Consider the following 25,717-nt stretch of genomic DNA (forward strand, 5'->3'; position numbering starts at 1 on the left):
GGTCAGCGGGTGGCGAGGGCCAGCGCCGATGCGACGAGGTAGTCGCGCACCTGGTCGGGCGAGATCGCGCCGACGGTGGGGATCCCCGGGGCGACCTCCTTCACGAGGATGCCGACCCGGGCGAGCTGGAGGGCGCCGAGGCCGCTCGCGTAGAGGGTGTTGGCGAGCAGCACCGGGTCCGCGACGCGGAACTCGCCCGCCTCGACACCGTCCTCGAGCACCTGGGTCAGCAGCGAGAGGCAGCCGGAGATGCCGCGGCCGAGCCGGAAGAGCGCACTCTCGGAGATCTCGTCGAGCAGGTCGGGGCCGGTGCGCCGCATGATCGTCTGCGCGCAGTCGACGAACGCGGGGTGGGAGACGCCGTAGTCGACGAAGGCCGTGACCACCGCGCGCAGCTGCTGCGCCGGGTCGGCGGCACCCTCGACCGCGCGGGCCAGGGCGACCCGGAGCTCCTCGAGGTACTCGACGAGCGTCAGCGCGAAGAGCTCCTCCTTGCCGGTGAAGTGCCGGTAGACGATCGCCCGGTTGATCCCGACCGCCTTCGCGATGTCCTCGATCTGGGCGTCGCGGACCCCGCGCTCGTCGAAGAGCCCGCGCGTCGCCGCGATGATCTCCTTCTCCCGGGCGCGGCGCCGGGCAGCTGCGGCCGTACGTCGGCCGTCGGTCTCGGGAGCAGTCGCCATGGCGTCATCGTACGAGCCGTGCAACCCCGTGTTGCACGCGTGTCACGGAATCGGGCGAGCGACCCGAATCAGCCCAGGAAGCCCCGCACCGTGTCGATCGTGTCGATCTCGGAGACGGGCTTGTCGTCGCGGTAGCGGACCACCCGCGCGAATCGGAGCGCGACGCCGCCGGGATAGCGGGTGGAGCGCTGCACGCCGTCGAAGGCGATCTCGACGACCTGCTCGGGCCGCACGTGGACGACGTGTCGGGAGCGATGGATCTCCAGCCCGAGGAAGCGCTCGGTCTGCCAGGTCAGCATCTCGTCCGTCATCCCCTTGAACGTCTTGCCCAGCATCACGAGGTCACCGGTGGCCGGGTCGCGGGCGCCCAGGTGGATGTTGGAGAGCCAGCCGTGGCGGCGGCCCGAGCCCCACTCGACGGCGAGCACGACCAGGTCGAGGGTGTGCACGGGCTTGACCTTGACCCACGCGGCGCCGCGGCGGCCGGCGTCGTAGGTCGCGGTCAGCGACTTCACCACCACGCCCTCGTGGCCGGAGCCGATCGTGTTGCCGAGGAACGCCTCCGCCTCGTCGGGCGAGGCGGTCACCAGGCGTGGCACCCGGTGTGTCTCGGGGACCAGCCGGTCGAGCGCGGCGGCGCGCTCGGATGCGGGCGAGTCCAGCAGGTCGCGGCCGTCGAGGTGTAGCACGTCGAAGAAGTACGGCGTCACGAAGACCCCCTCGGCCATGGCCGCGCGCGACGCGGTCTCCTGGAAGGGCCGGGGCCGGCCGGCCTCGTCGAGGGCCAGGGCCTCGCCGTCGAGCACGAACGACGTGGCCGGCAGCGACCGGGCCACGTCGACCACCTCGGGCAGCCGCGCGGTGATGTCCTCGAGCGATCGCGTCGCCACGACGACGTCGTCGCCGGAGCGGTGCACCTGGATCCGGATGCCGTCGAGCTTCACGTCGACCGCGACCGGCGCGCCGCCCCCGGCCTTGGCGAGTGCCTCGGCGACCGACGGCGCGCTCGAGGCGAGCATCGGCAGCACCGGCCGGCCGACCTCGAGCCCGACCGCCGCCAGCGCGTCGACGCCCTCGAACGCCGAGCGGGCGACGGCGACCGTCGAACCGCCGAGCATCGCGGCGCGGCGCACGGCCGCCAGCGGGACCTCGGCGGCCGTCGCCAGCCCCTCCTGCACGAGCGAGTCGAGCGCGCCCTGGCGCACCTCTCCGGTGACGACGCCGCGCAGCCACTGCTGCTCCTCCGCGGTCGCCCGCCCGAAGAGCTCGGCGACCGCCGCCGCCCGCGCGCTCTGCGAGCCCGGGCCGGACAGGCCCGCGATTCGGTCGAAGGCGTCGTGCACCTCCATGACCGTCAGCGTCGACGACGGCGCCGGATCCGGCAGCGAGGTGAGCCCGCGCCAGCCCAGGCCGGTGCGACGCTGGCGCAGTGTGCCGCCGACGTACGCCGTGACGGTCTCGACCTCGTCGGTCGAGTTGGTGGCGGCGCTGCCCAGCAGCGCGGCGATCGCCGCCACCTTGGCCTTGCGCGACCGGGTGGCGGCGACCGTCGCGGAGGTGGCGACGAGGTCCGCGAGCAGCATGGAGTCCATTCAAGCCGACCCCGACGACACTAGTGTCGGAGCCGTGGGACGGAGGCAACGACTGCTCCTCGAGGCCGAGCGCCGCTGGGATGGGCTGCGCCGCAGCCGACGAGCCGGTCGGACGCCCGCCCACTTCCGGATCGACACCTACCTCGGTCACGGCGGAGCCGAGGGTGTGGTGGTCCGCGGCCGGGTCCTCGACAACCCGCCGCCCGCCCCGGTCATGGAGGGAGAGGGGCTCGGGGCGGCGCTGCGCCGGAGCGTGAGCCAGTTCGTGACCGACGAGCTGCCCGGCGTCCCACTCCGGATCGCCGTCGGCGACGCCACCGCGGAGGTCGTCACCGACGGCGAGGGCTACTTCCGCGCCGAGCTGCGCCCGAGCGACGTGGTCAGCCCGTGGCAGGAGGGCTGGGTCGAGCTGGCCGGCGAGTACCGAGGGCTGACCGGGCACCGCGCGCCGGTGCGGGTGCGGGTGCCCGGGCCCGAGGCCCGGTTCGGCATCGTCTCCGACATCGACGACACGATCCTCGAGACCGGCGTGCAGCGGGTCGGGCAGATGCTGCGGCAGACCTTCGCCGGCTCGGCGCTGACCCGGACGCCGTTCCCGGGTGCGGCGGAGCTCTACCGTGACCTCGTCGCCGCGGGGCAGGGCAACCCGGTCTTCTACGTCTCGTCGAGCCCGTGGAACCTGCACGCGTTCCTGCTCGGCTTCCTCCGCCACCGCGACTTCCCGCTCGGTCCCGTGCTGCTGCGCGACCTGATCGGCGGCCACGACGGCCGCGCCCGCAAGCACGAGCGCATCGAGGAGGTGCTGCGGCTGCACCCGCGGCTGCCGTTCGTGCTCATCGGCGACTCGGGGGAGAAGGACCCGCAGGTGTACGCCGACATCGTGCGCGCCCATCCCGGCCGGATCCGGGCCGTCTACATCCGCGAGGTGCGGCTGGACCCCGGCGACGGCCGGGTCGAGCAGGTCACCGACGCCTGGGAGGAGGACGTCCCGTTCGTGCTGGCGGCCGACAGCGACGGCGTACGTCGGCACGCCGAGCGCATCGGTCTGCTCACCACCCCGGCGGCAGGTTCGTGAAGTCCGGCTCGCGGCCCTCCGCGAACGCCGCCAGCGCCTCGAGGTTGGCCGGACCGCCCATCAGCGCGCCGAAGGCGGCGTTCTCCCGCTCGCGGGCCGCGTCGATCCCCGACCGCAGGGGCGCGGTCATGGCGCGCTTGACCGCCACCAGCGACGAGATCGGCCGGGCGGCCAGCAGCTCCGCGTGGCGGCGGGCCTCCGCCAGCAGCTCGTCGGGCTCGCAGACCCGCCAGACCAGGCCCATCTCGCGCGCCTGGTCCGCCGAGATCCACTCCGCCGACAGCAGCACCCAGGCCGCGTCCTGGCGCCCGAGCAGCCGGGGGAGCAGGTACGACGAGGCCGCCTCGGGCGCGACGCCCAGGCTCGTGAACGGGCACTTGAGCCGCGCCGTGCTCGACATGAAGGCGAGATCGGCGAAGCCGAGGATCGTGGCGCCGATGCCCAGGCCGACGCCGTTGACCGCACAGACCAGTGGCTTCGGGAGCTCGACGAGCGCGTCGACGAGCCCCAGGAAGCCGTGCACGCCCGGCACGAAGCCGGGGTCGGTCGCCCGCGCGTGCATCTCGACCAGGTCGGTGCCGGCGCTGAACGCCCGGCCGCTGCCGGTCAGCAGCACCACGGCGACACCCGGGTCGTCGGCGGCGGCCCGCAGCGCCTCGGTCGTCGCGTCGTAGAGCGCCTCGTCGAACGCGTTCAGCGCGTCCGGTCGGTCGAGCGTGAGCGTGCGGACCCGGTGGCGGTCCTCGATGCGGAGCGACATGCGCCGAGAGTAGAACATGTTCCAGGTCGGTCGGCGGGGGCGACGTCGACTAGCGTCGGGGCCGTGGTGGGGTCCCGGGTTCGTGTGTGGCGCCCGGACTGGCCGTGTCCGGTCGCGGTCGTGCTCGCCGTCCACAAGCGAGGCGGCGGCGACCCGACGTACCGCATCGACGGCGAGCGCCACTGGCGCGGCATCCGTACGCCGCAGGGCGCCGCCACCCTGGCGGTCGAGGCGCGCTCCGGTGAGCGCACCGTGCGCGCCGAGGCGTGGGGTCCCGGCGCCGACTGGGTGCTCGAAGGCCTGCCGGCGCTGCTCGGTGCCGACGACGACGTCGCGACCTTCGAGCCGCGGCACCCGATCGTGGCGGAGGGCTGGCGCCGCTACGGCGACTGGCGGATCGGCCGCAGCGGCCTGGTGATGGAGGCCCTGACGCCGGCGGTCATCGAGCAGCGGGTGACCGGCCAGGAGGCGTTCGCGGGGTTCCGGATGCTGGTGCACCGGTACGGCGAGCGCGCCCCGGGACCGGGAGCCGACCTCCGGTTGTGGGTGCAGCCGGGCGCGGACACGATCCGGCGGGTCCCGTCGTGGGAGTGGCTGCGGATGCACGTGGACCCGGCCCGGTCGCGGGCGCTGGTCACCGCCGCGCGGGTGGCCGACTCGCTCGAGCGGACCGTCGGCCTGCCCGGCGACGAGGTCGAGCGCCGGCTCACCAGCCTGCCCGGCATCGGGGTCTGGACGGCCGCCGAGGTGCGCCAGCGCGCGCACGGCGACGCCGACGCGGTCTCCTTCGGCGACTACCACGTGGCCCCCGACGTGGGCTGGGCCGTGGCCGGCCGTCCCTTCGACGACGACGAGCTCGCCGACTTCCTCGAGCCCTGGCGGCCGCACCGCGGACGGGTGCCCGTGCTGCTGGGCCTCGCCGCCGGACGGCGACCGCGCCGCGGCCCTCGGATGGCCCCGCGGACGCACCTGCCCGCCCGAGTCACCCGCGGCTAGGTCCGGGGAGGCCAGGTCAGCTCAGGTCGGCTCAGGTCAGCCAGGCGTCGTCGGAGAGCTCCTCCGCCGCCGCGTTGAAGGCGGTCAGGCCCCGCACCGTCGCGTCCACGTCGGCGGACTCCATCTGCGACAGCACGGTGGTGATCTCCGCGTGGCGTGCGGCGGTCACCTCGGCGACGACCGCCGCTCCGGCGCGCGTGATCGCGATCTCGACCGCCCGCCCGTCGTCGGGTGACGGCCGGCGGTCGACGAGGGCCGCCCGGTGCAGCCGGGTGCAGTGCCGGCTCGCGTTCGACTGGTCCACACCGAGATGGGTGGCGAGGTCGCCGACCGACTGCGGTCCCTGGCTCGCCAGGATCACCAGGACGCGGTGCTGGGCGACGGTGACGTCGACCGAGGCGGACTGCACCGACCGCAGCGCCACGGCGAGCAGCGCCCGGCTGGCGGTCAGCACGGCGTCGGCGGCATCCGACTCCAGGTCCTCGCGGGTGCGCGGCGACCGGGTCATCGGCTCGTCCCTCCTGGGTCAGCTGGACCCAGATTACATGCGCATGCGCATGCTCACTTCGGGAACCAGTCCTTCGTGACCACCATGATCACACCATCCACCGACGCGGCCGTGCGGGCGCTGCGCGACCGCGTCGACGGCGAGGTGCGCTTCGACGCCGGCTCCCGCGCGGCGTACTCGACCGACGCCTCGAACTTCCGGCAGGTCCCGATCGGGGTGGTGATCCCGCGGACGATCGAGGCCGCCGTCGCAGCGGTGGCGGTGTGCCACGAGCACGACCTGCCGGTGGTCTCCCGCGGCGGGGGCACCAGCCTCGCCGGTCAGTGCACCAACACCGCGGTGGTCCTGGACTTCTCCAAGCACTGCAACCGGCTGGTCTCCGTCGACGTCGACGCCCGCCGCTGCGTCGTGGAGCCGGGCATCGTCCTCGACGACCTGAACCGGCAACTCGCGCCGACGGGCCTCCGCTTCGGGCCCGAGCCCGCGACCCACCAGAACTGCACGCTCGGCGGCATGATCGGCAACAACTCCTGCGGCGCGACGGCCCAGCGCACGGGCAAGGTCGTCGACAACGTCGCCTCCCTGGACGTCCTGCTCCACGACGGCACCCGCTTCGTGTGCGGACCGACCGACGACGAGACCTACGCCGCGATCGAGCGGCGCGGCGACCGGCGCGCCCACGTCTACCGCGCGCTGCGGCGGCTCCGCGACGAGCACGCCGACCTGATCCGCGCGCGCTACCCGGACATCCCGCGCCGGGTCTCCGGCTACAACCTCGACTCGCTGCTGCCCGAGCACGGCTTCGACGTCGCCGGCCTCCTCGTGGGGAGCGAGTCGACCCTGGTGACCGTGCTGCGCGCCGAGCTGGAGCTGGTGCCGGTGGTGCCGGCCCGCAGCCTCGTGGTGCTCGGCTTCCCCGACATCGCGACCGCGGCCGACGCGGTGCCGGCGATCGTCGAGCACGAGCCGATCGCCCTCGAAGGCGTCGACCGCTTCCTGATCCGCGACCAGCAGCTGAAGGGGATGAACGCCGAGGCGCTCGACCGGCTGCCCGAGGGGACCGGCTTCCTGCTGGCACAGTTCGGTGGTGACGACGCCGACGAGGCGGACCGCCGGGCGCAGGAGATGCTCGACGCGCTCGGCGAGAGCGACCACGGCCCCGAGGTCGCGTTCGTCGACGACCCGGAGCGCGAGGACGAGCTCTGGCAGGTCCGCGAGTCCGGCCTCGGCGCGACCGCCCACGTGCCGCACCGTCGCGACACCTGGGAGGGGTGGGAGGACTCCGCCGTGCCCGTCGACCGGCTCGGCGACTACCTGCGGGACCTGCGCGGCCTCTACGAGGAGTTCGGCTACGCCTCCGACGTCGGGCCGAGCCTCTACGGGCACTTCGGGCAGGGTTGCGTCCACACCCGCATCCCGTTCGACCTCTTCTCCGCGGGCGGCGTCGCGACCTACCGGCGGTTCCTCGAGCGCGCGGCCGACCTGGTGGCGGCGTACGGCGGCTCGCTGTCGGGCGAGCACGGCGACGGGCAGACCCGGGGCGAGCTGCTGCCCCGGATGTTCGGCGCCGAGGTGGTCGGGCTGTTCGAGGAGGTCAAGGCGCTGCTCGACCCCGGCGACCGGATGAACCCGGGCAAGGTCGTGCGGCCCGCCCGGCTCGACGAGCACCTGCGGCTGGGCGCGTCGTGGTCGCCGCGTCCGACTGAGGGCCTCTACTTCGGCTACCCGCACGACGGTCACTCGTTCCAACAGGCCGCCAACCGGTGCGTCGGGGTCGGCAAGTGCCGCAAGCACGAGAACGACGGCGGCACGGTCATGTGCCCGTCGTACCAGGTCACCGGCGAGGAGGAGCACTCCACCCGGGGCCGGGCGCGGCTGCTGTTCGAGATGCTCGACGGGCACGGCGACGGCCCGGTCACCGACGGGTGGCGGTCGACGGAGGTCCGGGACGCGCTGGACCTGTGCCTCGCGTGCAAGGGGTGCAAGACCGACTGTCCGGCCAACGTCGACATGGCCACCTACAAGGCGGAGTTCCTCGCCCAGCACTACCGCCACCGGCTGCGGCCCCGCGCCGACTACGCCACCGGCTGGCTGCCCCTGGTCGCGGGAGCGGTGACCCGGTCGGGCGCGGCGCGGGCGGTCAACGCGCTCGGGCGGCGCCGGCCGCTGGCCCGGCTCGCCACCCGGGCGGCCGGGCTGGAGGACCGCACGCTGCCGGAGTTCGCCGAGGAGACCCTCCAGCAGTGGTGGGCCCGCCGCGAGCACCCGGCGCGGGGCGACACCCGCGGCACCGTGCTGCTGTGGCCGGACACCTTCACCAACGACTTCGACCCGCGCATCGGCCGCGCCGCGGTCCGGGTGCTCGAGGAGGCGGGCTGGCGGGTCGAGATCCCGACCGGGCCGGTGTGCTGCGGGCTCACCTGGATCTCGACCGGCCAGCTGGCGGTCGCGCGCCGGGTGCTGCGGCGCACGGTGCGCCGACTCGCGCCGCACGTGCGCGCCGGCGGCCTCGTGGTCGGCCTCGAGCCGAGCTGCACCGCGGTCTTCCGCTCCGACCTGCCCGAGCTCTTCCCCGACGACCAGGACGTGCACCGGCTCCGCGACCGGACCGTCACCCTCGCCGAGCTGCTCGGCGACCACACCGACGGCTGGACCCCGCCGCGCCTCGACGGTGTCCGCGCCATGGCGCAGGTGCACTGCCACCAGCACGCGGTCCTGGGCTGGGACGCGGACCGCGACCTGCTCGAACGCTGCGGGGCGGAGGTCGAGCGGCTCGACTCCGGTTGCTGCGGGCTCGCCGGGAACTTCGGCTTCACCGCCGGCCACGGCGAGGTCAGCCGGCTCATCGCCGAGCAGACGCTGCTCCCGCGGCTGCGGGAGGCCGACCCGGGCACCGGGCTGCTGGCCGACGGATTCTCCTGCCGCACGCAGGTCCACGATCTCGGCCCCGGTGCGGTGGAGGGCATGCACCTGGCTGAGCTGCTCGCGAGCGGATACCGGGAGACACAGACGGAGGAAGACACCCGAGGAGGAGAGGTATGACGACCAAGGTTGCCGACCTGGTGCTGGCCCGACTGCGCGAGTGGGGGGTCGAGCAGGTCTTCGGCTATCCGGGCGACGGGATCAACGGGCTCCTCGGTGCGTTCTCCCGCGCCGACGACCAGCCGCGCTTCATCCAGGCACGACACGAGGAGATGGCGGCCTTCGAGGCGGTCGGCTTCGCCAAGTTCGGCGGTCGGCCCGGCGTGTGCATGGCGACGTCCGGCCCGGGCGCGATCCACCTGCTCAACGGCCTGTACGACGCGAAGCTCGACCACGTGCCCGTGGTCGGGATCGTCGGCCAGACCAACCGGACCGCGATGGGCGGGAACTACCAGCAGGAGGTCGACCTGCTCAGCCTGTTCAAGGACGTCGCCAGCGACTACGTGCAGATGGTGACCGTGCCCGAGCAGCTGCCCAACGTGCTGGACCGCGCGATGCGGATCGCGATGAGCCGCCGCGCGCCGACCGCCATCATCATCCCCAACGACGTGCAGGAGCTGGAGTACTCCGCGCCGAGCCATGCCTTCAAGATGGTGCCGTCGAGCCTGGGCATCAGCTGGCCGAGCGTCGTGCCGGACGACGCCGGGCTGCGGCAGGCTGCCGACCTGCTCAACGCCGGCAGCAAGGTCGCGATGCTGGTCGGCCAGGGCGCCCGCGGGGCCCGCGACGAGGTCGAGAAGGTCGCCGACCTGCTCGGCGCGGGCGTGGCGAAGGCCCTGCTCGGCAAGGACGTGCTCTCCGACGAGCTGCCGTTCGTCACCGGGGCGATCGGCCTGCTCGGCACCCGTCCCAGCTACGAGATGATGCGTGACTGCGACACGCTGCTGACGGTCGGCTCGAACTTCCCCTACACCCAGTTCATGCCCGACCTCGACCAGGCGCGGGCCGTCCAGATCGACATCGACGGCAGCCTGATCGGGATGCGCTACCCCTACGAGGTCAACCTCGTGGGCGACGCCGCCCGCACGCTGGAGGCGCTGATCCCGCTGCTGCGGCGCAAGGAGGACCGGTCGTGGCAGGAGAAGATCCAGTCCGACGTCGCCCGCTGGTGGGACGTCATGGACGGCGAGGCGCACGTGGCCGCGAAGCCGATCAACCCGATGCGGATCTTCAGCGAGTTCTCGGTCCGCGCGCCGGAGGACGCGATCATCGCCGCGGACAGCGGCTCCGCGGCCAACTGGTATGCCCGGCAGATCCGGATGCGCGGATCGATGCGCGGCTCGCTCTCGGGCACCCTGGCGACGATGGGGCCGGCGGTCCCGTACGTCGTCGGCGCCAAGTTCGCGCACCCGGACCGTCCTGCGATCGCCTTCGAGGGCGACGGTGCCATGCAGATGAACGGGCTCGCCGAGCTGCTCACCATCGCGCGCTACCACCAGACCTGGAGCGACCCCCGGCTCGTGGTCGCGGTGCTGCACAACAACGACCTCAACCAGGTCACCTGGGAGCTGCGCGCGATGGGCGGGACCCCGGCGTTCGTGGAGTCCCAGGCGCTGCCGGAGATGTCGTACGCCGACTTCGCGGCGTCGATCGGGCTCGGGGCGCTGACCGTCACCGACCCCGAGCAGCTCGCGGGCGCGTGGGAGACCGCCCTCGGGGCAGACCGGCCGTACGTCCTCGACATCCACTGCGATCCCGACGTCCCGCCGATCCCGCCGCACGCCGACCTCGAGCAGATGAAGGACCTGGCCGAGGCGCTGATCAAGGGCGACACCTCGCGATGGGGCGTGATCAAGGAGGGCATCAAGACCAAGGCGCAGGAGCTGCTGGCACAGCGCGACGGCGATGGCTGATCCGACCCTCGCGGAGGTCACCGCCCGCGCCTACACGGTGCCGACCGACGCACCGGAGGCGGACGGCACGCTGGCGTGGGACTCGACGACGATCGTGGTGGTCGAGGTCCGCACGTCCGATCCCGCGCTGCCGTGCGGGCTCGGGTGGACCTATGCGCCCGGGGCGGCCGTCGGCGTCGTCGACGGCCTGCTCGGGCCGGCCGTGGCGGGGCGGCCCGTCCTCGACGTCCCCGGCTGTTGGGAGGCGATGTCGCGGGCGGTGCGCAACGCCGGCCGGACCGGCCTGGTGATGATGGCGCTCTCCGCGGTCGACACGGCGATCTGGGACCTCAAGGCCCGGCTGCTCGACCTCCCGCTGCACCGCCTCTTCGGCGCGACCCGCGACACGGTCCCGGTCTACGGCAGCGGCGGGTTCACGACGTACGACGAGGCGCGGCTGCGCGCGCAGCTGACCGGGTGGCTCGACCAGGGCATCGACCGGGTCAAGATCAAGATCGGCGAGGACCGGGGGCGCCGGACCGACCGGGACCTCGAGCGCGTCGCGTTCGCCCGGCAGGTGGTCGGGGACGACACGGACCTCTACGTGGACGCGAACGGCGGCTACGAGCGCAAGCAGGCGATCCGGATCGGCGAGCGGCTCGACGCGCACGGCGTCGGCTGGTTCGAGGAGCCGGTGAGCTCCGAGGACCTCGACGGGCTCCGCTTCGTGCGCGAGCACGTGGACGCGGACGTGACCGCCGGCGAGTACGGCGACCGGCTGGCGTACTTCTCGACGATGCTCCGGGCCGGCGCCGTGGACTGCCTGCAGGTCGACGTCAGCCGGTGCGGCGGCTACACCGAGTGGATGCGGATCTGTGCGGTCGCGGCGGCGTCGGGGCTGAGCGTCTCCGGACACTGCGCGCCCGGCCTGCACGTGCCGGTGGCCATCGCGACCCCCGACTTCCGGCACCTCGAGTGGTTCCACGACCACGTCCGGATCGAGAGCGAGTTCTTCGACCCGGCACCGGTGGCGACCGGCGGCTCGATCCGCCCGACCGAGGAGCCCGGCCGCGGCCTGGTCCTCCGGTCGGCCGACGTCGAGCGCTACCGGAGCGCGTGATGGGCGACGACCCGGTCGGCGGCGACGGCCTGCGCTTCCCGCCGGAGACGCTGCGGCAGTATGCGCTGGTCGCCGACGGCGAGCGGGGGGCGCTCATCGGTCCTCGCGGCGACGTCGCCTTCCTCTGCGCGCCGCGGTGGCACGACGACGCCGTCTTCAGCAACCTGCTCGGCGGGCGGGGCTCCTACGCCGTGCAGCCCGCCGACCCGCGGATGGTCTGGGGCGGCAGCTACGAGCCCGGCACCCTGATCTGGCGCAGCCGCTGGGTGGTGGGCGGCTCCGTCGTGGAGTGCCGGGACGCCCTTGCCTTCCCGGGGGATCCGGAGCGGCTGGTGCTGCTGCGTCGCATCGAGGCCGTCCGCGGCGACGCCGCCGTACGCGTGCACCTGGCCTGCCACGGCGGGTTCGGCACCGAGCGGATGGACCTGCGTCCGGAGGGCCCGGACCTGTGGTCCGGCCGGACCGGCGCGCTCCACCTGCGGTGGACGGGCGCGCCGGTGTCGGCGGCCCGCGACGTGGCCGACGGGAGCCTCGAGCTCGCGCTCGACGTGCCGGCGGGTGGATCGCACGAGCTGGTCCTGGAGATCGCCGGGCGCCCCCTCGACGAGGATCCCCCGGATCCGGCCCGCACCTGGGACGCCACGGCGCGGGCCTGGGACTCGGCCGTGCGGCCCGATGTGGGCTCGCTCGCCCCTCGTGACGCGACGCACGCCCGGGTCGTGCTGCGTGGTCTGACCAGTCGCAGCGGTGCGATGGTGGCGGCCGCGACCACGAGCCTGCCCGAGCGAGCCGAGCAGGGCCGGGACTACGACTACCGGTTCGCGTGGATCCGGGACCAGTGCCTCACCGGACAGGCGGCGGCGCGCGCCGCCGACGACCCGCTCCTGGCGTGCGCGGTCGACTTCGTCGGCGCCCGGTTGCGCGAGGACGGCGGCCGCCTGACGCCGGCGTACACGGTCGACGGCGAGCCGGTGCCCGACCAGCGCGGTCTCGACCTCCCCGGCTATCCCGGTGCACCGGAGGTCCGCGCGGGCAACCGGGTCCGGGAGCAGTTCCAGCTCGACGCCTTCGGCGAGGCGCTGCTCCTCTTCGCTGCCGCCGACCGGCGCGACGTGCTCGACGCCGACGGGTGGCGCGCCGCCGAGACCGCCGCGGCCGCCATCCTGCGCCGGCAGGCAGAGGCCGACGCCGGGATCTGGGAGCTCGACCCCCAGCGGTGGGCACACTCCCGGCTGACCTGCGCCGCCGGGCTGCGTGCGATGTCCGCCCGGCGCGGCGACCTGGCGTCGTGGGAGCAGCTCGCCGAGCGTCTGGTCGCCGAGGTCGAGCGGGACAGCCGCCACCCGAGCGGCCGCTGGCAACGATCGCCGACCGACCCGGGCGTGGACGCCGCCCTCCTGCTGCCCGCACTGCGCGGGGCGGTCCGGGCCGACGATCCGGCGTACGTCGCGACCTGGCAGGCGGTCCGGGACGAGCTCACCGAGGACGGCTACGTCTACCGCTTCCGGCAGAGCCCGGGCCCGCTGCACGCGGACGAGGGGGCCTTCCTCCTGTGCGGCTTCGTGCTGGCGATGGCGACCCACCAGCAGGGGGACCCGGTCGAGGCGGTCCGCTGGTTCGAACGGTCCAGGGCCGCGGTCGGGCCGCCGGGCCTGTTCACCGAGGAGTTCGACGTGGAGCAGCGACAGCTGCGCGGCAACCTGCCCCAGGCCTTCGTGCACGGCGCCTTCCTCGAGGCCGCGCACGCCCTGACCGAAGACCCCGACCCGAGGAGGACCACGTGAGCACCGGCAGACGGCACCGACGACCCCGCGTGGTGGTGGTCACCGGCGCGTCGGGTGGGATCGGCCGAGCGAGCGCGCAGGCATTCGCGGCACACGGCGACCACGTGGCGCTGGTCGCGCGCGGCGAGCGCGGACTCGCGGGCGCCCGGCGCGACGTCGAGCGGCTGGGCGGCCGCGCCGGCGTCTACCCCGTCGACGTCGCCGACGCCGCGGCCCTCGACGAGGTCGCCGACCGGGTCGAGGACGAGCTCGGCCCGATCGACGTGTGGGTCAACGTCGCCTTCACGTCCGTCTTCGCGCGCTTCGTCGACATCGAGGCCGACGAGTACCGCCGGGTGACCGAGGTCAGCTACCTGGGCTACGTCAACGGCACCCGCTCGGCGCTCCGCCGGATGCTGCCCCGGGACCGCGGCACGGTGGTCCAGGTCGGCTCGGCCCTCGCCTACCGGGGGATCCCGCTGCAGAGCGCCTACTGCGGCGCGAAGCACGCGATCCAGGGCTTCAACGAGGCGGTCCGCGCGGAGCTGCTGCACGACGGCAGCCGGGTGCGGACCACGATGGTGCAGATGCCGGCCGTGAACACCCCCCAGTTCTCCTGGGTGCTCTCGCGACTGCCGCACCAGGCTCAGCCGGTGCCTCCGATCTACCAGCCCGAGGTCGCCGGCCGCGCCGTCGTCTTCGCCGCCGACCACCCGCGCCGGCGGGAGTACTGGGTCGGCGGCAGCACGGCCGGCACGCTGATCGCGAACGCCGTCGCGCCCGGCGTCCTGGACCGGTACCTGGCCCGCACCGGGTTCGCCTCCCAGCAGACCGGACGGCCCAAGCCCGACGACCAGCCGGCCAACCTCTGGGAGCCCGCCGACGGCCCGCACGGCCATGACTACGGCGCCCACGGCCCCTTCGACGACCAGGCCGGCTCCTCGTCGGCACAGCTGTGGGCCTCCCAGCACCACGGGGTGCTCGGGGCGGCGGCGGGCACGGCCGTCGCCGCGCTCGGCGCGCTGCTGGTCCGCCGGCGGATCGGCTCGTGAGAGGCGCGACCGCGGCTCGTTCGATCGCCGGCGGCGTCTGCCTCGTGATGCCGGGTCCGGTCCTGCGGGCCATCGGTGGCGCGGACGCCGCGGACCCGACGGTGCGGTGGCTCGCGCGCCTGCTCGGAGCCCGCTACCTCGCGCAGGCGGCCGTCGGCTGGGCGATCACCGGCGCTCGCGCGGCGCGCGTCGGCGTGGCGATCGAGGCCGCGCACGCGGCCAGCATGGTGCCGTTCGTGGTGGGCAGCCACCGGCACCGACGCACCGCCGTGGTGAGTGCGACCGTCGCCGGCGCGATCGCCCTCCTCGAGCTGCGGACCGGCGAACACCCGTAGGATCGACAGCCAGGGCGGGCATGAGGGCGCTAGGGCCCGCCGCAACAGGAACACGAGTGGGGATGCTGATGCCGATCCGTGCGCGGCGGGTCGCGCGGATCGGGCTGCGCTGGCTCGCCTGGGTGCTCGTCGGGGTGGTCGTCAGCCTGCCCTTGGCGGCCGAGCGGGCGGTCGAGCACGCGCGGATCGACGACCGCCTGGGCACACTGCCGGTCCAGGTGAGGCTCGCCCACAACGGCTACACGACCTTGGACACCGGCATCCTCGGGAAGCTCTACTGGCAGCGCACCGGGGCCCTGGGGTTCGGTGCGTCGCTGCGCTCGACCGGGCCGCCGATCGCTGGCGGGACCCTCGCGTCGTACGTGTCACCGAAGTTCGTGAGCGCCAACGCCAGGTTCCTCGAGAGCCCGGACCGGCTCGCGGCGACGTACGGCGCCGAGATGCGCCGGCAGGTGGTCGTCACCGGTGTCTGGTACGCCGTGATCGGCGGCCTGCTGGTCGGCACGGTGCTGTTCGCGGGCGCGAGCGCCGGCGCCGCGAGGCGACGCTCCCGGCGGGTGCGGTGGATCGCCGGTACCGCGGTGGTCGTCATCGCAGCCGGCTGCTCGACCACGGCCGCCGTCATCGAGTTCAGGCACTGGGACGGCAGCCAGGTCGCCGAGCGGAGCTACCCGATGCCGACCCGGCCAGAGCTCTCCTTCAGCAGCCCGCAGACCCGCGAGATCGCCGAGCAGGTCCGGCCCTTCATCGAGAAGAACACCACCCGCATCCGGGAGCGCAACAGCCGGTACGAGGAGACGTCGGCGACCTCCGTCCGGGAGCAGCTCGCCGACCACCTGTCCTCGCTGGCTCCGCGGGAGGGGGAGGAGATCGTGATCGCCGAGGCCGATCCGCAGGGCAGCGAGGTCGGCACCGACGTACGCCGTGACCTCTACGCGGCGCTGGCGGACGCCCTCGACGCGGCCGGCGCCGACCCGGACTCGGTGGTGCTGCGCACGATCGCCGGTGACATCAGCTCCAACGGCACCGTCGCCGAGAAGGACTTCGTCCACGACGAGGTGGCCGCGTCGTCGGACATCCCGGTGGTCGCGGCGAAGGGCGACCACGACACCGACGTCACGGTCGACCAGCTCCTCGACGCCGGCGCGACGGTGCCGGACACCGAGGTCGTCGACGCGGCCGGCCTGCGGATCGCGAGCGCCCGCGACCCGGCGTTCAAGGCGCTCTTCGGCGGACTGGTCGTCAACGACTCCGGCACCACCGAGGAGGAGACCGGCGCCGCGCTGCGCGAGGTCGTCGACGACGAGGACGCCGGGTCGGTCGTCGTCGTGCTGCACCAGCCGCGCGCGGTCGACGGCTACCTCGAGGGCGAGCTGGAGGCGGCGAAGCTGGCCGGCGACTCGCTCACGACCCCGGTCGACGACGGCGTCCCGGACCTGCCCCCGGGCATCATCACCTACGGCCACCTGCACGACCCGGCCGGGCCGTGGGTGATCTGGAACACCGACGGTGACGAGGTGACCTGGACCGTCGTCACCCAGCTCGGCACCGCCGGCGGCGTGGAGGAGAACCCGACCTTCAACAGGTTCTCCACGCCGTTCTCGACCCCGCTCAAGGCCCTGAGCGTGCAGCTGCAGTACGTGAACGTCGAGTCCGGCCTGCAGACCGGCTACCTGCCGATCAGCTTCGCGACCGACGGGACCGCCACCGTCGGACCTCGCACCGAGGTCGGGCTGCCGGGCGGGATGCCGGGACCGGCACGGTGAGTGCGAGGCGACAGCGGTCATCGGCCGGCCGCACGGCTCCGGTCACAGCAGCGGGCGCAGGGGAGCGAGGATCATCTCGGTGAACTTCCGGTGCAGGTCCCGCGCCTCCCACTCGCCGCGGGTGAGCTCGAGGCAGTTGGACTCGTCGGCGGCGTAGATGCGCTCCTGCTCGGCGGCGAACGCGGGATCGATGACCTCGACGTTGATCTCGTAGTTGCCCTGCAGGCTCAGGCGGTCGACGTTCGCGGTGCCGATCGTCGCCCAGATGCCGTCGATCGTCGAGGTCTTCGCGTGCACCATCGCGTCCTTGAACCGGAAGATCCGCACCCCCGCGTCGAGCAGCTGGGAGAAGTACCCGCGCGAGATCCAGTCGGCGACGATGTGGTTGGACTTCAGCGGCACGAGCAGGCGGACGTCGACGCCGCGACGCGCGGCGTCCTTCATCGCGTCGACGAAGTCCTGGTCCGGGCAGAAGTAGGCGTGGGTCATCCAGACCCGGCTCGAGGCGCGGTTGATCGCCTCGATGTACATGGACCGGATCGGGAACATCCACAGCCTCGGCACGTTGCGGTGGAACCGGATCCGCGGCTCCCAGGTCGAGGCGGTCTCGAGCAGCAGTGGCCGCTCCGACGTACCGATCCGGCGCCGGCGGCTGAGGTTCCAGAAGTCCGCGAACGCGCGCTTGAGGTCCCAGACGCCCGGCCCGGTGATGCGCACGTGGGTGTCGCGCCACTCGGTGGCGTACGCCGTGCCGATGTTGTAGCCGCCGACGAACCCGACCGCGTCGTCGACCACGAGGATCTTGCGGTGGTCGCGGCCGTAGCGCGCGAGGTCGTAGAACTTCCAGCCGGCCGGGTAGACCGGGTAGCGCAGCACCTTCATCGTCGGCGGGAAGCGCTTGAACCGCGGTGAGACGACGAGGTTCGCGAAGCCGTCGTAGACGCAGTAGACCTCGACGCCCCGGTCGGCCGCCGCGGCCAGCGCCCCCTTGAACCGCTCGCCGACCTCGTCGCCCTTCCAGATGTAGGTCTCGAAGAGGATCTGTCGCTCGGCCCTCTCGATCGCCTCGAGCATCGCGTCGTACAGGTCCTGCCCGAACGTGTACGTCGTGAGCGTGCCGTCGCCGACCTCCACCTCCTGCGGCGGGGTCACCGGGAACGGCTTCGGCCGCTTGCCGCGTCGCCGGTAGGAGTCGACAAGGGACATCCCGATCGCGAGGGCCAGCTGGACGCCGACGACGGTCAGCATGGTCCGGCGGACCACTCGCAGCACCCGTCCGAGGCTGGGGGAGGGGGCGCGGCTCACGGGCCCAATCTAGCGAGCGCCCCGCGGGCGCGACCGGTCGCCTCGTCGACGGGTCGGGGGACTGTCGGTGCCTCCGTCTACGCTCGATGACATGCGACCAGTGACCGACCTGGAGCGCCGGGTGGCGCCGTTCAAGGTCGTCTCCGACTACCAGCCCTCCGGCGACCAGCCGACCGCGATCGCGGAGATCAGCAAGCGGGTCAAGGGCGGGGTCGAGGACGTCGTGCTGCTCGGTGCGACCGGCACCGGCAAGACCGCGACCGTGGCGTGGGTCGCCGAGCAGCTGCAGCGCCCGGTGCTGGTGATGCAGCCCAACAAGACCCTGGCCGCGCAGTTCGCCAACGAGCTGCGCCAGCTCTTCCCCGACAACGCGGTCGAGTACTTCGTCTCGTACTACGACTACTACCAGCCCGAGGCCTACGTCCCGCAGACCGACACCTACATCGAGAAGGACTCCTCGATCAACGAGGAGGTCGAGCGGCTGCGGCACTCGGCGACCAACAGCCTGCTCACCCGGCGCGACGTGATCGTCGTCAGCACCGTCTCCTGCATCTACGGACTCGGCACGCCGCAGGAGTACGTCGACCGGATGATCCGCCTCAAGGTCGGCGAGGAGCACGACCGCGACTCGATCCTGCGGCGTCTCGTCGAGATCCAGTACACCCGCAACGACATGTCCTTCACCCGCGGCACCTTCCGGGTGCGCGGCGACACCCTCGAGATCTTCCCCGTCTACGAGGAGCTCGCGGTGCGGGTGGAGTTCTTCGGTGACGAGATCGAGCGGCTGATGACGCTGCACCCGGTCACGGGCGAGGTCGTCACCGAGGACCAGGAGCTCTACATCTTCCCGGCGACCCACTACGTCGCCGGACCGGAGCGCATGGAGCGCGCGATCCAGGGGATCGAGCTGGAGCTGGAGGACCAGCTGGCGAGGTTCGAGCGCGAGGGCAAGCTGCTGGAGGCACAGCGGCTGCGGATGCGCACGACGTACGACGTCGAGATGATGCGCCAGGTCGGCTCGTGCTCGGGCATCGAGAACTACTCGATGCACATCGACGGCCGCACGCGCGGCTCGGCGCCCAACTGCCTGCTCGACTACTTCCCCGAGGACTTCGTGCTCGTCGTCGACGAGTCGCACGTCGCCGTGCCGCAGATCGGCGGCATGTACGAAGGCGACATGTCGCGCAAGCGCAACCTGGTCGACCACGGCTTCCGGCTGCCGAGCGCGATGGACAACCGGCCGCTGCGGTGGGAGGAGTTCCTCGACCGCGTCGGGCAAACCATCTACCTCTCCGCGACGCCGGGTGACTACGAGCTCGACAAGGTGCAGGGCGACACGGTCGAGCAGATCATCCGCCCGACCGGGCTGGTCGACCCCGAGGTCGTCGTGAAGCCCACCAAGGGCCAGATCGACGACCTCATCCACGAGATCAACGAGCGGGTCGAGAAGAACGAGCGCGTGCTCGTCACGACGCTGACCAAGAAGATGTCCGAGGACCTCACCGACTACCTCCTCGACGCCGGTGTCCGCACCCGCTACCTGCACTCCGAGGTCGACACGCTCAAGCGCATCGAGCTGCTCCGCGACCTCCGCCTGGGGCAGTACGACGTGCTCGTCGGCATCAACCTGCTCCGCGAGGGCCTCGACCTGCCCGAGGTGTCGCTGGTCGCGATCCTCGACGCCGACAAGGAGGGCTTCCTGCGCTCCGACAAGTCGCTGATCCAGACGATCGGCCGCGCGGCGCGCAACGTGTCGGGGCAGGTGCACATGTACGCCGACAAGATCACGCCGTCGATGGAGTCGGCGATCGACGAGACCAACCGGCGCCGTGCCAAGCAGGTCGCCTACAACGAGGCCCACGGCATCGACCCGCAGCCGCTGCGCAAGAAGATCGCCGACATCACCGACATGCTCGCCCGCGAGGACGAGTCCACTCAGGCGCTGCTGGAGACCTGGCAGACCCAGGACCCGAAGAACCGCAAGGCCCCCGTGCCCGCGCTGTCCCGCGCCGCGGGGGGCGAGTCCGGGCAGCACACGAAGGACCTCGCCGGCCTGCCGAGCGCGGAGCTCGCCCAGCTCATCCAGGAGCTGACCGATCAGATGAAGGGTGCGGCCGCCGAGCTGCACTTCGAGGTCGCCGCCCGGCTGCGCGACGAGATCGGCGACCTGAAGAAGGAGCTGCGACAGATGATGGAGGCGACGAAGTGAGTGCTGTGAAGCAGGTCCAGATCACCTTCGACTGCGCGGATCCCCGCGCGCTGTCGCTGTTCTGGTGCGAGGTGCTGGGCTACGTGTTCCCTGCGCCCCCGCCCGGCTTCGAGTCGTGGGACGCCTTCTCCGAGACCCTGCCCGAGGCGCAGCGCAACAGCGCGTCCGCCTGTGTCGACCCCGACGGCGTCGGCCCGCGGCTGTTCTTCCAGCAGGTGCCCGAGGGCAAGGCGGCCAAGAACCGCGTCCACCTCGACGTCCGGGCCGCCCCGGGTCTGGTCGGCGACGACCGGATGACGGCTCTCGAGGCGGAGTGCGAGCGCCTCGTCGCCCTCGGCGCCAGCCGCCAGCGGCGCTTCGAGCCGGACCCGCCGATGAGCAACGGCTTCGTCGTGATGCAGGACCCGGAGGGCAACGAGTTCTGTCTCGACTGAGGCGGTTTCGAGACGGTTGCTGCGCAACCTCCTCAACCACCGTGGGCGGTGGTTGAGGAAGGCGCGCTGGCGCCTGTCTCGAAACCGCCTCAGCCTCCGTGCGGTACGAGGGTGCCCCGGCGCCGGAGCCTGGCAACCACCGACCTAGAATCGGGGGAGTGACTGAGCGGCCGACGACCGTGACGGTCCGCGCCTGGTCGGTGTGGATCGTCGGGTTGCTGGTCTACCTGGTCGCCGTGTTCCACCGCTCCTCGCTGGCCGTGGCCGGCCTGGCCGCCACGGAGCGCTTCGACATCTCCGCGTCCCAGCTCGCGACCTTCACGATGCTCCAGCTCGTGGTGTACGCCGGCATGCAGATCCCGGTCGGCCTGCTGGTCGACCGGTTCGGCTCGCGCAGCGTGCTGCTCTGCGGCACGCTGCTGCTCACGCTCGCCCAGACGGGCTTCGCCCTCGCCGACAGCTACCCGGCGGCGCTGGCCGCCCGGGTGTTCGTCGGGATGGGGGACGCGATGACGTTCATCTGCGTCCTCCGGCTGGTGGCGACCTGGTTCCCGGCGCGACGGATCCCGCTCGTCACGCAGCTCACGGGCACGCTCGGGCAGCTCGGCGCGGTGCTGGCCGCGGCGCCGATGACCTGGGCGCTCGGCCAGCTCGGCTGGACGCCGGCGTACCTGCTCGCCGCCTCGATAGGTCTCGCCCTCGCGGTCGCCGTGCTGCTCGTGCTCCAGGACTCGCCGACCCACCGACACCTCCGCGGCCCCGCGATGTCGTGGCCGGCGATCCGGACGAGCCTGGCGGCGTCGTGGGCGCACCCGGGGACCCGGCTGGGCTTCTGGATGCACTTCACGACGCAGTTCAGCGCGACGGCGCTGACGCTGCTGTGGGGCTACCCGTTCTTCGTCCGGGGCGAGGACCAGTCGTCGGCGTCCGCCGGCCTGCTGCTCACGCTGATGGTGCTCGCCGTGATGGCCGCCGGACCGACCCTGGGCTGGCTGGTCGGCGCCCACCCGTGGCACCGCTCGACGATGGTGCTCGGCGTCGTCAGCACCATCGTGGCCGTGTGGACCGCCGTGCTCGCGTGGCCCGGCCAGGCGCCGTTCGGGCTGCTGGTCGTGCTCGTGGTCGTCGTGGGCGTCGGTGGCCCCGCGTCGATGATCGGCTTCGACGTCGGCCGCACCTCCAATCCGCACGAGCGACTCGCCAGCGCCAGCGGGATCATCAACCAGGGCGGCTTCCTCGCCAGCCTGCTGCTGGTCATCGCGATCGGCATCGTGCTCGACTGGCGTACGCCGGGCGGTGGATCCGACTACACGCCCTCGGCCTTCCGCTGGGCGATGTGCACGCAGTACGTCCTGTGGGCGCTCGGGCTCGTGCAGGTCTACCGCTTCCGGGTGCGCACCCGTCGCGTGGTCGACCGCGACGAGCTCGAAGGAATCGCCCGGGCGATCGGCTGAAGGTCGCGGGATCCGGCGAGCTCGACCTCGACGGCGTCTTCCGACTGGCCTTCCCGTGGTCGTCGACGAAGCCCGCGAGCACCGAGCCGCAGCCCGGAGCGATCGCGGTGACGGCCGATCCCGAGGTGCTCTGCGCCATCTGACCGACGTTTGGGCGGCGCTGCGGGTGGCTACGTTGCGGCCATGACGAACATCGACCTGGGGCGTCCGGTGCAGGGGGACGTCGTCGACGTGATCCTCGACGACCACCGCCGGTTCGAGGCCCTGTTGCGCGACCTGCGCGACAGCAGCCAGGACCGGGACGCCGTACGACACGCCTTCGCCACCCTGCACGTCGCCCACGCGGAGGCGGAGGAGAAGTACGTCTATCCGAAGCTGCGGCGCAAGCACGCGGTCGACGAGCACGAGGCGGAGCACGGCGAGGAGGAGCACGCCGAGGGCAACGCCGCGCTGCTCAAGGTGCTCGAGCTCAAGGGCACCGACACCGAGGCGTTCGCCGACGCCGTCGAGGAGCTGGCGAGAGTCGTCAACCACCACCTCACCGAGGAGGAGCTGACCATCCTCAACCCCGCCCGCGACGAGGTCGGGCCCCAGGTGCGCGCCGACCTGGGGGAGCAGTTCTGCACCGAGCGCAACAGCCAGATCGACGCCGACTGCGGCTCGATCGACAACGTCCGACGGATCGTCTCCGCGGCGCGCAAGGAGGGCTTGCTGGACGAGTACGAGGGCCGCGACGACGACTGACTCTCCGGCGCGCGGGCTACGGCGTCCGGCGTACGACGGCCAGGCTGACCAGCCGGGCCACCACGAGCGCGACGTAGAAGACGCCGGCGATCATCTCGACCATCACGAAGGACCGCGCGTGTCCCTGCACGGGCACGACGTCGGACAGCCCGACGCTGGTGAGCGTGCTGAAGGAGAGGTAGAGCAGCTCGAACCAGCTGCGGTCGCCCAGCCCCTCTGCGCCGAGGAAGGAGTCCGGCCAGATCGCCTGGCACCCGGCGTACACGTAGGCGAACCCCCAGGCGACCACGGTGAACGCGGCGCCGGTCGCGAACAGCTCGTCACGGGTGACCCGCTCGTCGTGGAAGAGGTACCGGATCATCGCGTAGGAGATGTAGAAGTAGAACGGCGCGTGCAGGAGCGCGGAGACCAGCACGATGCCGTCGCTGTCGGGCTGGATGGCCTCGAGGACCGTCATCACCATCGCCGGGCCGCCGAAGACGAGCGCGATCCAGGTCAGCGCCGGCGTGGGGCGGACGGCGGCGAGCGCCGCGAGCACGATGCCGAGCTGGACGACGCCCACCACGGCGCGGCCCCACGCGGTCGAGTCGAGGAACGGGTAGGCGAGCACCGCGACGAGCTGCGCCGCCAGCAGGGTGGCCGACGGGTGAGTGCGCACTGTCTCCCAGTGCAGCCTCACCGGCCCCAGCTCTTCCGCCGCTGGTCCTTCTCGCGCCTGCGCTCGAGCCGGCGGACCTCGCCGTCGACGATCTCCTGGCGCGAGGCCGCGGTGCGCACCAGGTGCAGCAGGCTGAAGACGATCACGAAGATCGGCCAGAAGAAGTAGGGGTCCCATCCGCCGTCGGCGAAGGACGTCGCGAACCAGATGCCGGTGGTCAGCGTGCTGGCCCCGATGAACGAGAACACTGCCTCGCGTCGCTTCGACCGCCAGTGGCGGTGGGCCATCCGCTCCAGGTCGGACCGCGACGCCGCGACGAGGCTGCCGCCGGGCTCCGGCCTCGCCGGCACCAGGTCGCGGAGCAGCGGATCGATGTCACCCAGGGTCCGCACCGTCCGCGCGGCGTCGCCACGCTCGTCGAACTCGGCAAGGTCGAGGCGCCCGTCGGCGTACGCCTCGGAGAGGACCTGGAGCAGGACCGAACGGTCCTGGTCCGAGGCGCGCAGCGCCTGGTACTGCCGATCCCGCGGGTCGTGCGTGAACGACGACCAGACCTCCCTGTCCACGCCGCCATCGTAGGAGGTCGGCCACGGACCGGCGGCTGAGGTGCGGGGGTTGCCGGGCTCGCCGTTTCCCCGCGCACGTTCCTCGCTGCAGAGCACCTCGACCACCGGCCAGGTTTCCGGGCCGTCACCTCCGGGGATCACGGTCGTTGACCAGACGAGAACGGGTTCTAGCTGGGAGGCGCTGGCCCCGTTGTTGCGCGAAACGAGAACACGTTCTAGTCTGCGTGCGGTCTAGACCAGTGCTGGGGAGGTAAGGGTGGCGTTCTCCGCTGCGTCCGTCGTACGCGGTCCCGGCGAGATCGCCGTGATGGTCATCGAGGTGACCAAGCGGATCTTCACCCGGCCGTTCCAGTTCCGTGAGTTCGTCGAGCAGGCGTGGTTCATCACCAGCGTCACCCTGATGCCGACGATCCTGGTCTCGATCCCGTTCGGCGCGGTGATCTCGCTGCAGGTCGGCAACCTGACCGGACAGCTGGGGGCGCAGTCGTTCGCCGGTGCGACCGCCGTGCTCGCGGTGGTGCGCGAGGCCGCCCCGATCGCGGCCGCGCTGATCATCGCCGGGGCGGCCGGCTCGGCGATCTGCTCCGACATGGGCGCCCGCAAGATCCGCGAGGAGATCGACGCCATGGAAGTGCTCGGCGTCGACCCGCTCGAGCGGCTCATCGCGCCGCGGGTCGTCGCCACGATGTTCGTCGCCGTGATGATCAACGGCATCGTGATCGGCGCCGGCATCGGGGGCGGCTACTTCTTCACCGTGATCGTGCAGGGCGGGTCGGCGGGGGCCTTCCTGTCGTCGTTCACGGCGTTGGCCAGCATCAACGACCTGTACATCTCGATGGTCAAGGCGCTGGTCTTCGGCTGGCTCGCCGCGATCGTGGGCGCCTACAAGGGCCTGAACGCCGGGGGTGGGCCCAACGGGGTCGGTCGCGCGGTCAACGAGTCGGTGATCGTCGCGTTCATGCTGCTGTTCTTCCTGAACGCCGTCATCACCGCGATCTACTTCCAGGTCGTCCCACCCCCGGGGCTCTGACTCGGATGGCATCGATCACCGCGATGGGCGGCGCCTTCGTCAAGGGCCGGCGCGACTCCCTGGAGCACCACGGCGACCAGCTGCTCTTCTACGTCAAGGCACTCGCCTGGGCGCCGCGGGCCGTCAAGCGCTACCCGCGCGAGATCGTGAACACGCTCGCCGAGGTCACCTTCGGAGCCGGGGGCCTGACGCTCATCGCCGGGACCGTCGGCGTCATCGCGTTCCTGGCGTTCTTCGCCGGGACCGAGGTCGGCATCCAGGGCTACGCGTCGCTGAGTCAGATCGGCGTCGCGAAGTTCAGCGCGTTCATCTCGGCGTACTTCAACACCCGCGAGGTCGCGCCGCTCGTGTCGGCGATCGCGCTCGCGGCGACCGTCGGGTGCGGCTACACCGCCCGGCTCGGCGCGATGCGGATCTCCGAGGAGATCGACGCGCTCGAGGTGATGGGCATCCCGTCGCTCCCGTTCCTGGTGACGACCAGGATGATCGCGGCCTTCATCGCGGTGATCCCGCTCTACATCGTGGCGCTGAGCGCGTCGTACCTCTCGCCACGCCTGATCACCACCCTCATCTACGGCCAGTCGTCGGGCACCTACGACCACTACTTCCTGCAGTTCCTGCCTCCGGTCGACATGCTGTGGTCGTTCTTCAAGCTGCTGTTCCTGGCGACCGCCGTCATCCTGATCCACTGCTACTACGGCTACACCGCCTCGGGCGGCCCGGCGGGAGTCGGGATGGCGGTGGGCCGGGCGATCCGCACCAGCATCGTGACGATCGTGGTCGCCGACTTCTTCCTCAGCTTCGCGATCTGGGGCTCGACCACGACCGTGCGGATCACGGGGTAGGCGCCACC

22 protein-coding genes are annotated in these 25,717 nt (G+C 72.4%); 15 read left to right on the forward strand and 7 right to left on the reverse strand.

The annotated features are described in order from the left end of the window. Positions 1-2 precede the first annotated feature (2 nt). Entirely contained in the window at positions 3-683 is a 681-nt protein-coding gene (locus PZ894_RS00080) for a TetR/AcrR family transcriptional regulator (protein WP_275741205.1), read from the reverse strand. Positions 684-751: 68 nt separating this feature from the next. Beyond that, positions 752-2,275: an ATP-dependent DNA ligase gene (locus tag PZ894_RS00085; protein WP_275741207.1), complete on the reverse strand. Its 1,524-nt coding sequence runs from the start codon at positions 2,273-2,275 to the stop codon at positions 752-754. Positions 2,276-2,309: 34 nt separating this feature from the next. Between PZ894_RS00085 and PZ894_RS00090 the strand changes: the two genes are divergently transcribed. Further along, on the forward strand, positions 2,310-3,350 hold the full coding sequence (locus PZ894_RS00090; RefSeq protein WP_275741209.1) for a phosphatase domain-containing protein: 1,041 nt from the start codon (positions 2,310-2,312) through the stop codon (positions 3,348-3,350). Here the strand turns inward: PZ894_RS00090 and PZ894_RS00095 are convergent. After that, on the reverse strand, positions 3,325-4,110 hold the full coding sequence (locus PZ894_RS00095) for an enoyl-CoA hydratase-related protein (RefSeq protein ID WP_275741211.1): 786 nt from the start codon (positions 4,108-4,110) through the stop codon (positions 3,325-3,327). The genes PZ894_RS00090 and PZ894_RS00095 overlap by 26 nt on opposite strands. A gap of 120 nt (positions 4,111-4,230) precedes the next feature. Between PZ894_RS00095 and PZ894_RS00100 the strand changes: the two genes are divergently transcribed. Next, positions 4,231-5,106 (forward strand): DNA-3-methyladenine glycosylase 2 family protein, encoded by an 876-nt coding sequence (locus PZ894_RS00100; RefSeq protein WP_275741213.1) that lies wholly within the window; start codon positions 4,231-4,233, stop codon positions 5,104-5,106. A gap of 31 nt (positions 5,107-5,137) precedes the next feature. Here PZ894_RS00100 and PZ894_RS00105 read toward each other — a convergent pair whose 3' ends face one another. Continuing rightward, positions 5,138-5,614 (reverse strand): MarR family transcriptional regulator, encoded by a 477-nt coding sequence (locus PZ894_RS00105; protein ID WP_275741216.1) that lies wholly within the window; start codon positions 5,612-5,614, stop codon positions 5,138-5,140. An 84-nt stretch (positions 5,615-5,698) separates the two neighbouring features. Here PZ894_RS00105 and PZ894_RS00110 point away from each other — a divergent pair, with 84 nt between their 5' ends. The 7 genes from PZ894_RS00110 to PZ894_RS00140 all read left to right on the forward strand — a co-directional run bounded on the left by PZ894_RS00110 (position 5,699) and on the right by PZ894_RS00140 (position 16,464). Further along, positions 5,699-8,656, forward strand: coding sequence for an FAD-binding and (Fe-S)-binding domain-containing protein (locus PZ894_RS00110; RefSeq protein ID WP_275741279.1), 2,958 nt, complete (start codon positions 5,699-5,701; stop codon positions 8,654-8,656). Continuing rightward, positions 8,653-10,449: a thiamine pyrophosphate-requiring protein gene (locus tag PZ894_RS00115; protein ID WP_275741219.1), complete on the forward strand. Its 1,797-nt coding sequence runs from the start codon at positions 8,653-8,655 to the stop codon at positions 10,447-10,449. The genes PZ894_RS00110 and PZ894_RS00115 overlap by 4 nt, the downstream gene beginning before the upstream one ends. Further along, positions 10,442-11,548, forward strand: a complete 1,107-nt coding sequence (locus PZ894_RS00120; RefSeq protein ID WP_275741221.1) for an enolase C-terminal domain-like protein — start codon at positions 10,442-10,444, stop codon at positions 11,546-11,548. Before PZ894_RS00115 ends, PZ894_RS00120 begins: the two co-directional genes overlap by 8 nt. Beyond that, positions 11,548-13,332 carry a glycoside hydrolase family 15 protein gene (locus PZ894_RS00125; protein WP_275741223.1) on the forward strand — a complete coding sequence of 595 codons (1,785 nt, stop codon included), beginning with the start codon at positions 11,548-11,550 and terminating at the stop codon, positions 13,330-13,332. Before PZ894_RS00120 ends, PZ894_RS00125 begins: the two co-directional genes overlap by 1 nt. Then, positions 13,329-14,363, forward strand: coding sequence for an SDR family oxidoreductase (locus PZ894_RS00130; protein WP_275741225.1), 1,035 nt, complete (start codon positions 13,329-13,331; stop codon positions 14,361-14,363). Before PZ894_RS00125 ends, PZ894_RS00130 begins: the two co-directional genes overlap by 4 nt. Next, entirely contained in the window at positions 14,360-14,698 is a 339-nt protein-coding gene (locus PZ894_RS00135; RefSeq protein ID WP_275741227.1) for a hypothetical protein, read from the forward strand. The genes PZ894_RS00130 and PZ894_RS00135 overlap by 4 nt, the downstream gene beginning before the upstream one ends. 68 nt (positions 14,699-14,766) lie before the next feature. Beyond that, a complete protein-coding gene (locus PZ894_RS00140; protein WP_275741229.1) occupies positions 14,767-16,464 on the forward strand; it encodes a hypothetical protein in 1,698 nt (565 codons plus the stop codon). A gap of 42 nt (positions 16,465-16,506) precedes the next feature. Here the strand turns inward: PZ894_RS00140 and PZ894_RS00145 are convergent, their stop codons facing one another. After that, positions 16,507-17,769, reverse strand: a complete 1,263-nt coding sequence (locus tag PZ894_RS00145; protein WP_275741230.1) for a phospholipase D-like domain-containing protein — start codon at positions 17,767-17,769, stop codon at positions 16,507-16,509. Between the two features lie 91 nt (positions 17,770-17,860). On the opposite strand from PZ894_RS00145, the gene uvrB reads away from it, so the two are divergent. The 4 genes from uvrB (at position 17,861) to PZ894_RS00165 (ending at position 22,610) form a co-directional block, all read left to right on the forward strand. After that, positions 17,861-19,978: an excinuclease ABC subunit UvrB gene (gene uvrB, locus PZ894_RS00150; protein WP_275741232.1), complete on the forward strand. Its 2,118-nt coding sequence runs from the start codon at positions 17,861-17,863 to the stop codon at positions 19,976-19,978. Continuing rightward, positions 19,975-20,412 carry a VOC family protein gene (locus PZ894_RS00155; protein ID WP_275741234.1) on the forward strand — a complete coding sequence of 146 codons (438 nt, stop codon included), beginning with the start codon at positions 19,975-19,977 and terminating at the stop codon, positions 20,410-20,412. The genes uvrB and PZ894_RS00155 overlap by 4 nt, the downstream gene beginning before the upstream one ends. Positions 20,413-20,570: 158 nt before the next feature. Beyond that, positions 20,571-21,866, forward strand: a complete 1,296-nt coding sequence (locus PZ894_RS00160) for an MFS transporter (RefSeq protein WP_275741236.1) — start codon at positions 20,571-20,573, stop codon at positions 21,864-21,866. A gap of 183 nt (positions 21,867-22,049) precedes the next feature. Continuing rightward, entirely contained in the window at positions 22,050-22,610 is a 561-nt protein-coding gene (locus PZ894_RS00165) for a hemerythrin domain-containing protein (RefSeq protein ID WP_275741238.1), read from the forward strand. A gap of 16 nt (positions 22,611-22,626) precedes the next feature. Here PZ894_RS00165 and PZ894_RS00170 read toward each other — a convergent pair whose 3' ends face one another. After that, on the reverse strand, positions 22,627-23,289 hold the full coding sequence (locus PZ894_RS00170; protein WP_275741241.1) for a potassium channel family protein: 663 nt from the start codon (positions 23,287-23,289) through the stop codon (positions 22,627-22,629). After that, on the reverse strand, positions 23,286-23,834 hold the full coding sequence (locus PZ894_RS00175) for a DUF1707 domain-containing protein (protein WP_275741243.1): 549 nt from the start codon (positions 23,832-23,834) through the stop codon (positions 23,286-23,288). Before PZ894_RS00175 ends, PZ894_RS00170 begins: the two co-directional genes overlap by 4 nt. 307 nt (positions 23,835-24,141) lie before the next feature. Between PZ894_RS00175 and PZ894_RS00180 the strand changes: the two genes are divergently transcribed. Beyond that, on the forward strand, positions 24,142-24,864 hold the full coding sequence (locus PZ894_RS00180) for an ABC transporter permease (protein ID WP_345799127.1): 723 nt from the start codon (positions 24,142-24,144) through the stop codon (positions 24,862-24,864). Between the two features lie 5 nt (positions 24,865-24,869). Then, entirely contained in the window at positions 24,870-25,709 is an 840-nt protein-coding gene (locus PZ894_RS00185; RefSeq protein WP_275741248.1) for an ABC transporter permease, read from the forward strand. Positions 25,710-25,717: the final 8 nt, after the last annotated feature.

The organism is Nocardioides sp. YIM 152315 (genome assembly GCF_029210375.1).
Lineage (GTDB): Bacteria > Actinomycetota > Actinomycetes > Propionibacteriales > Nocardioidaceae > Nocardioides.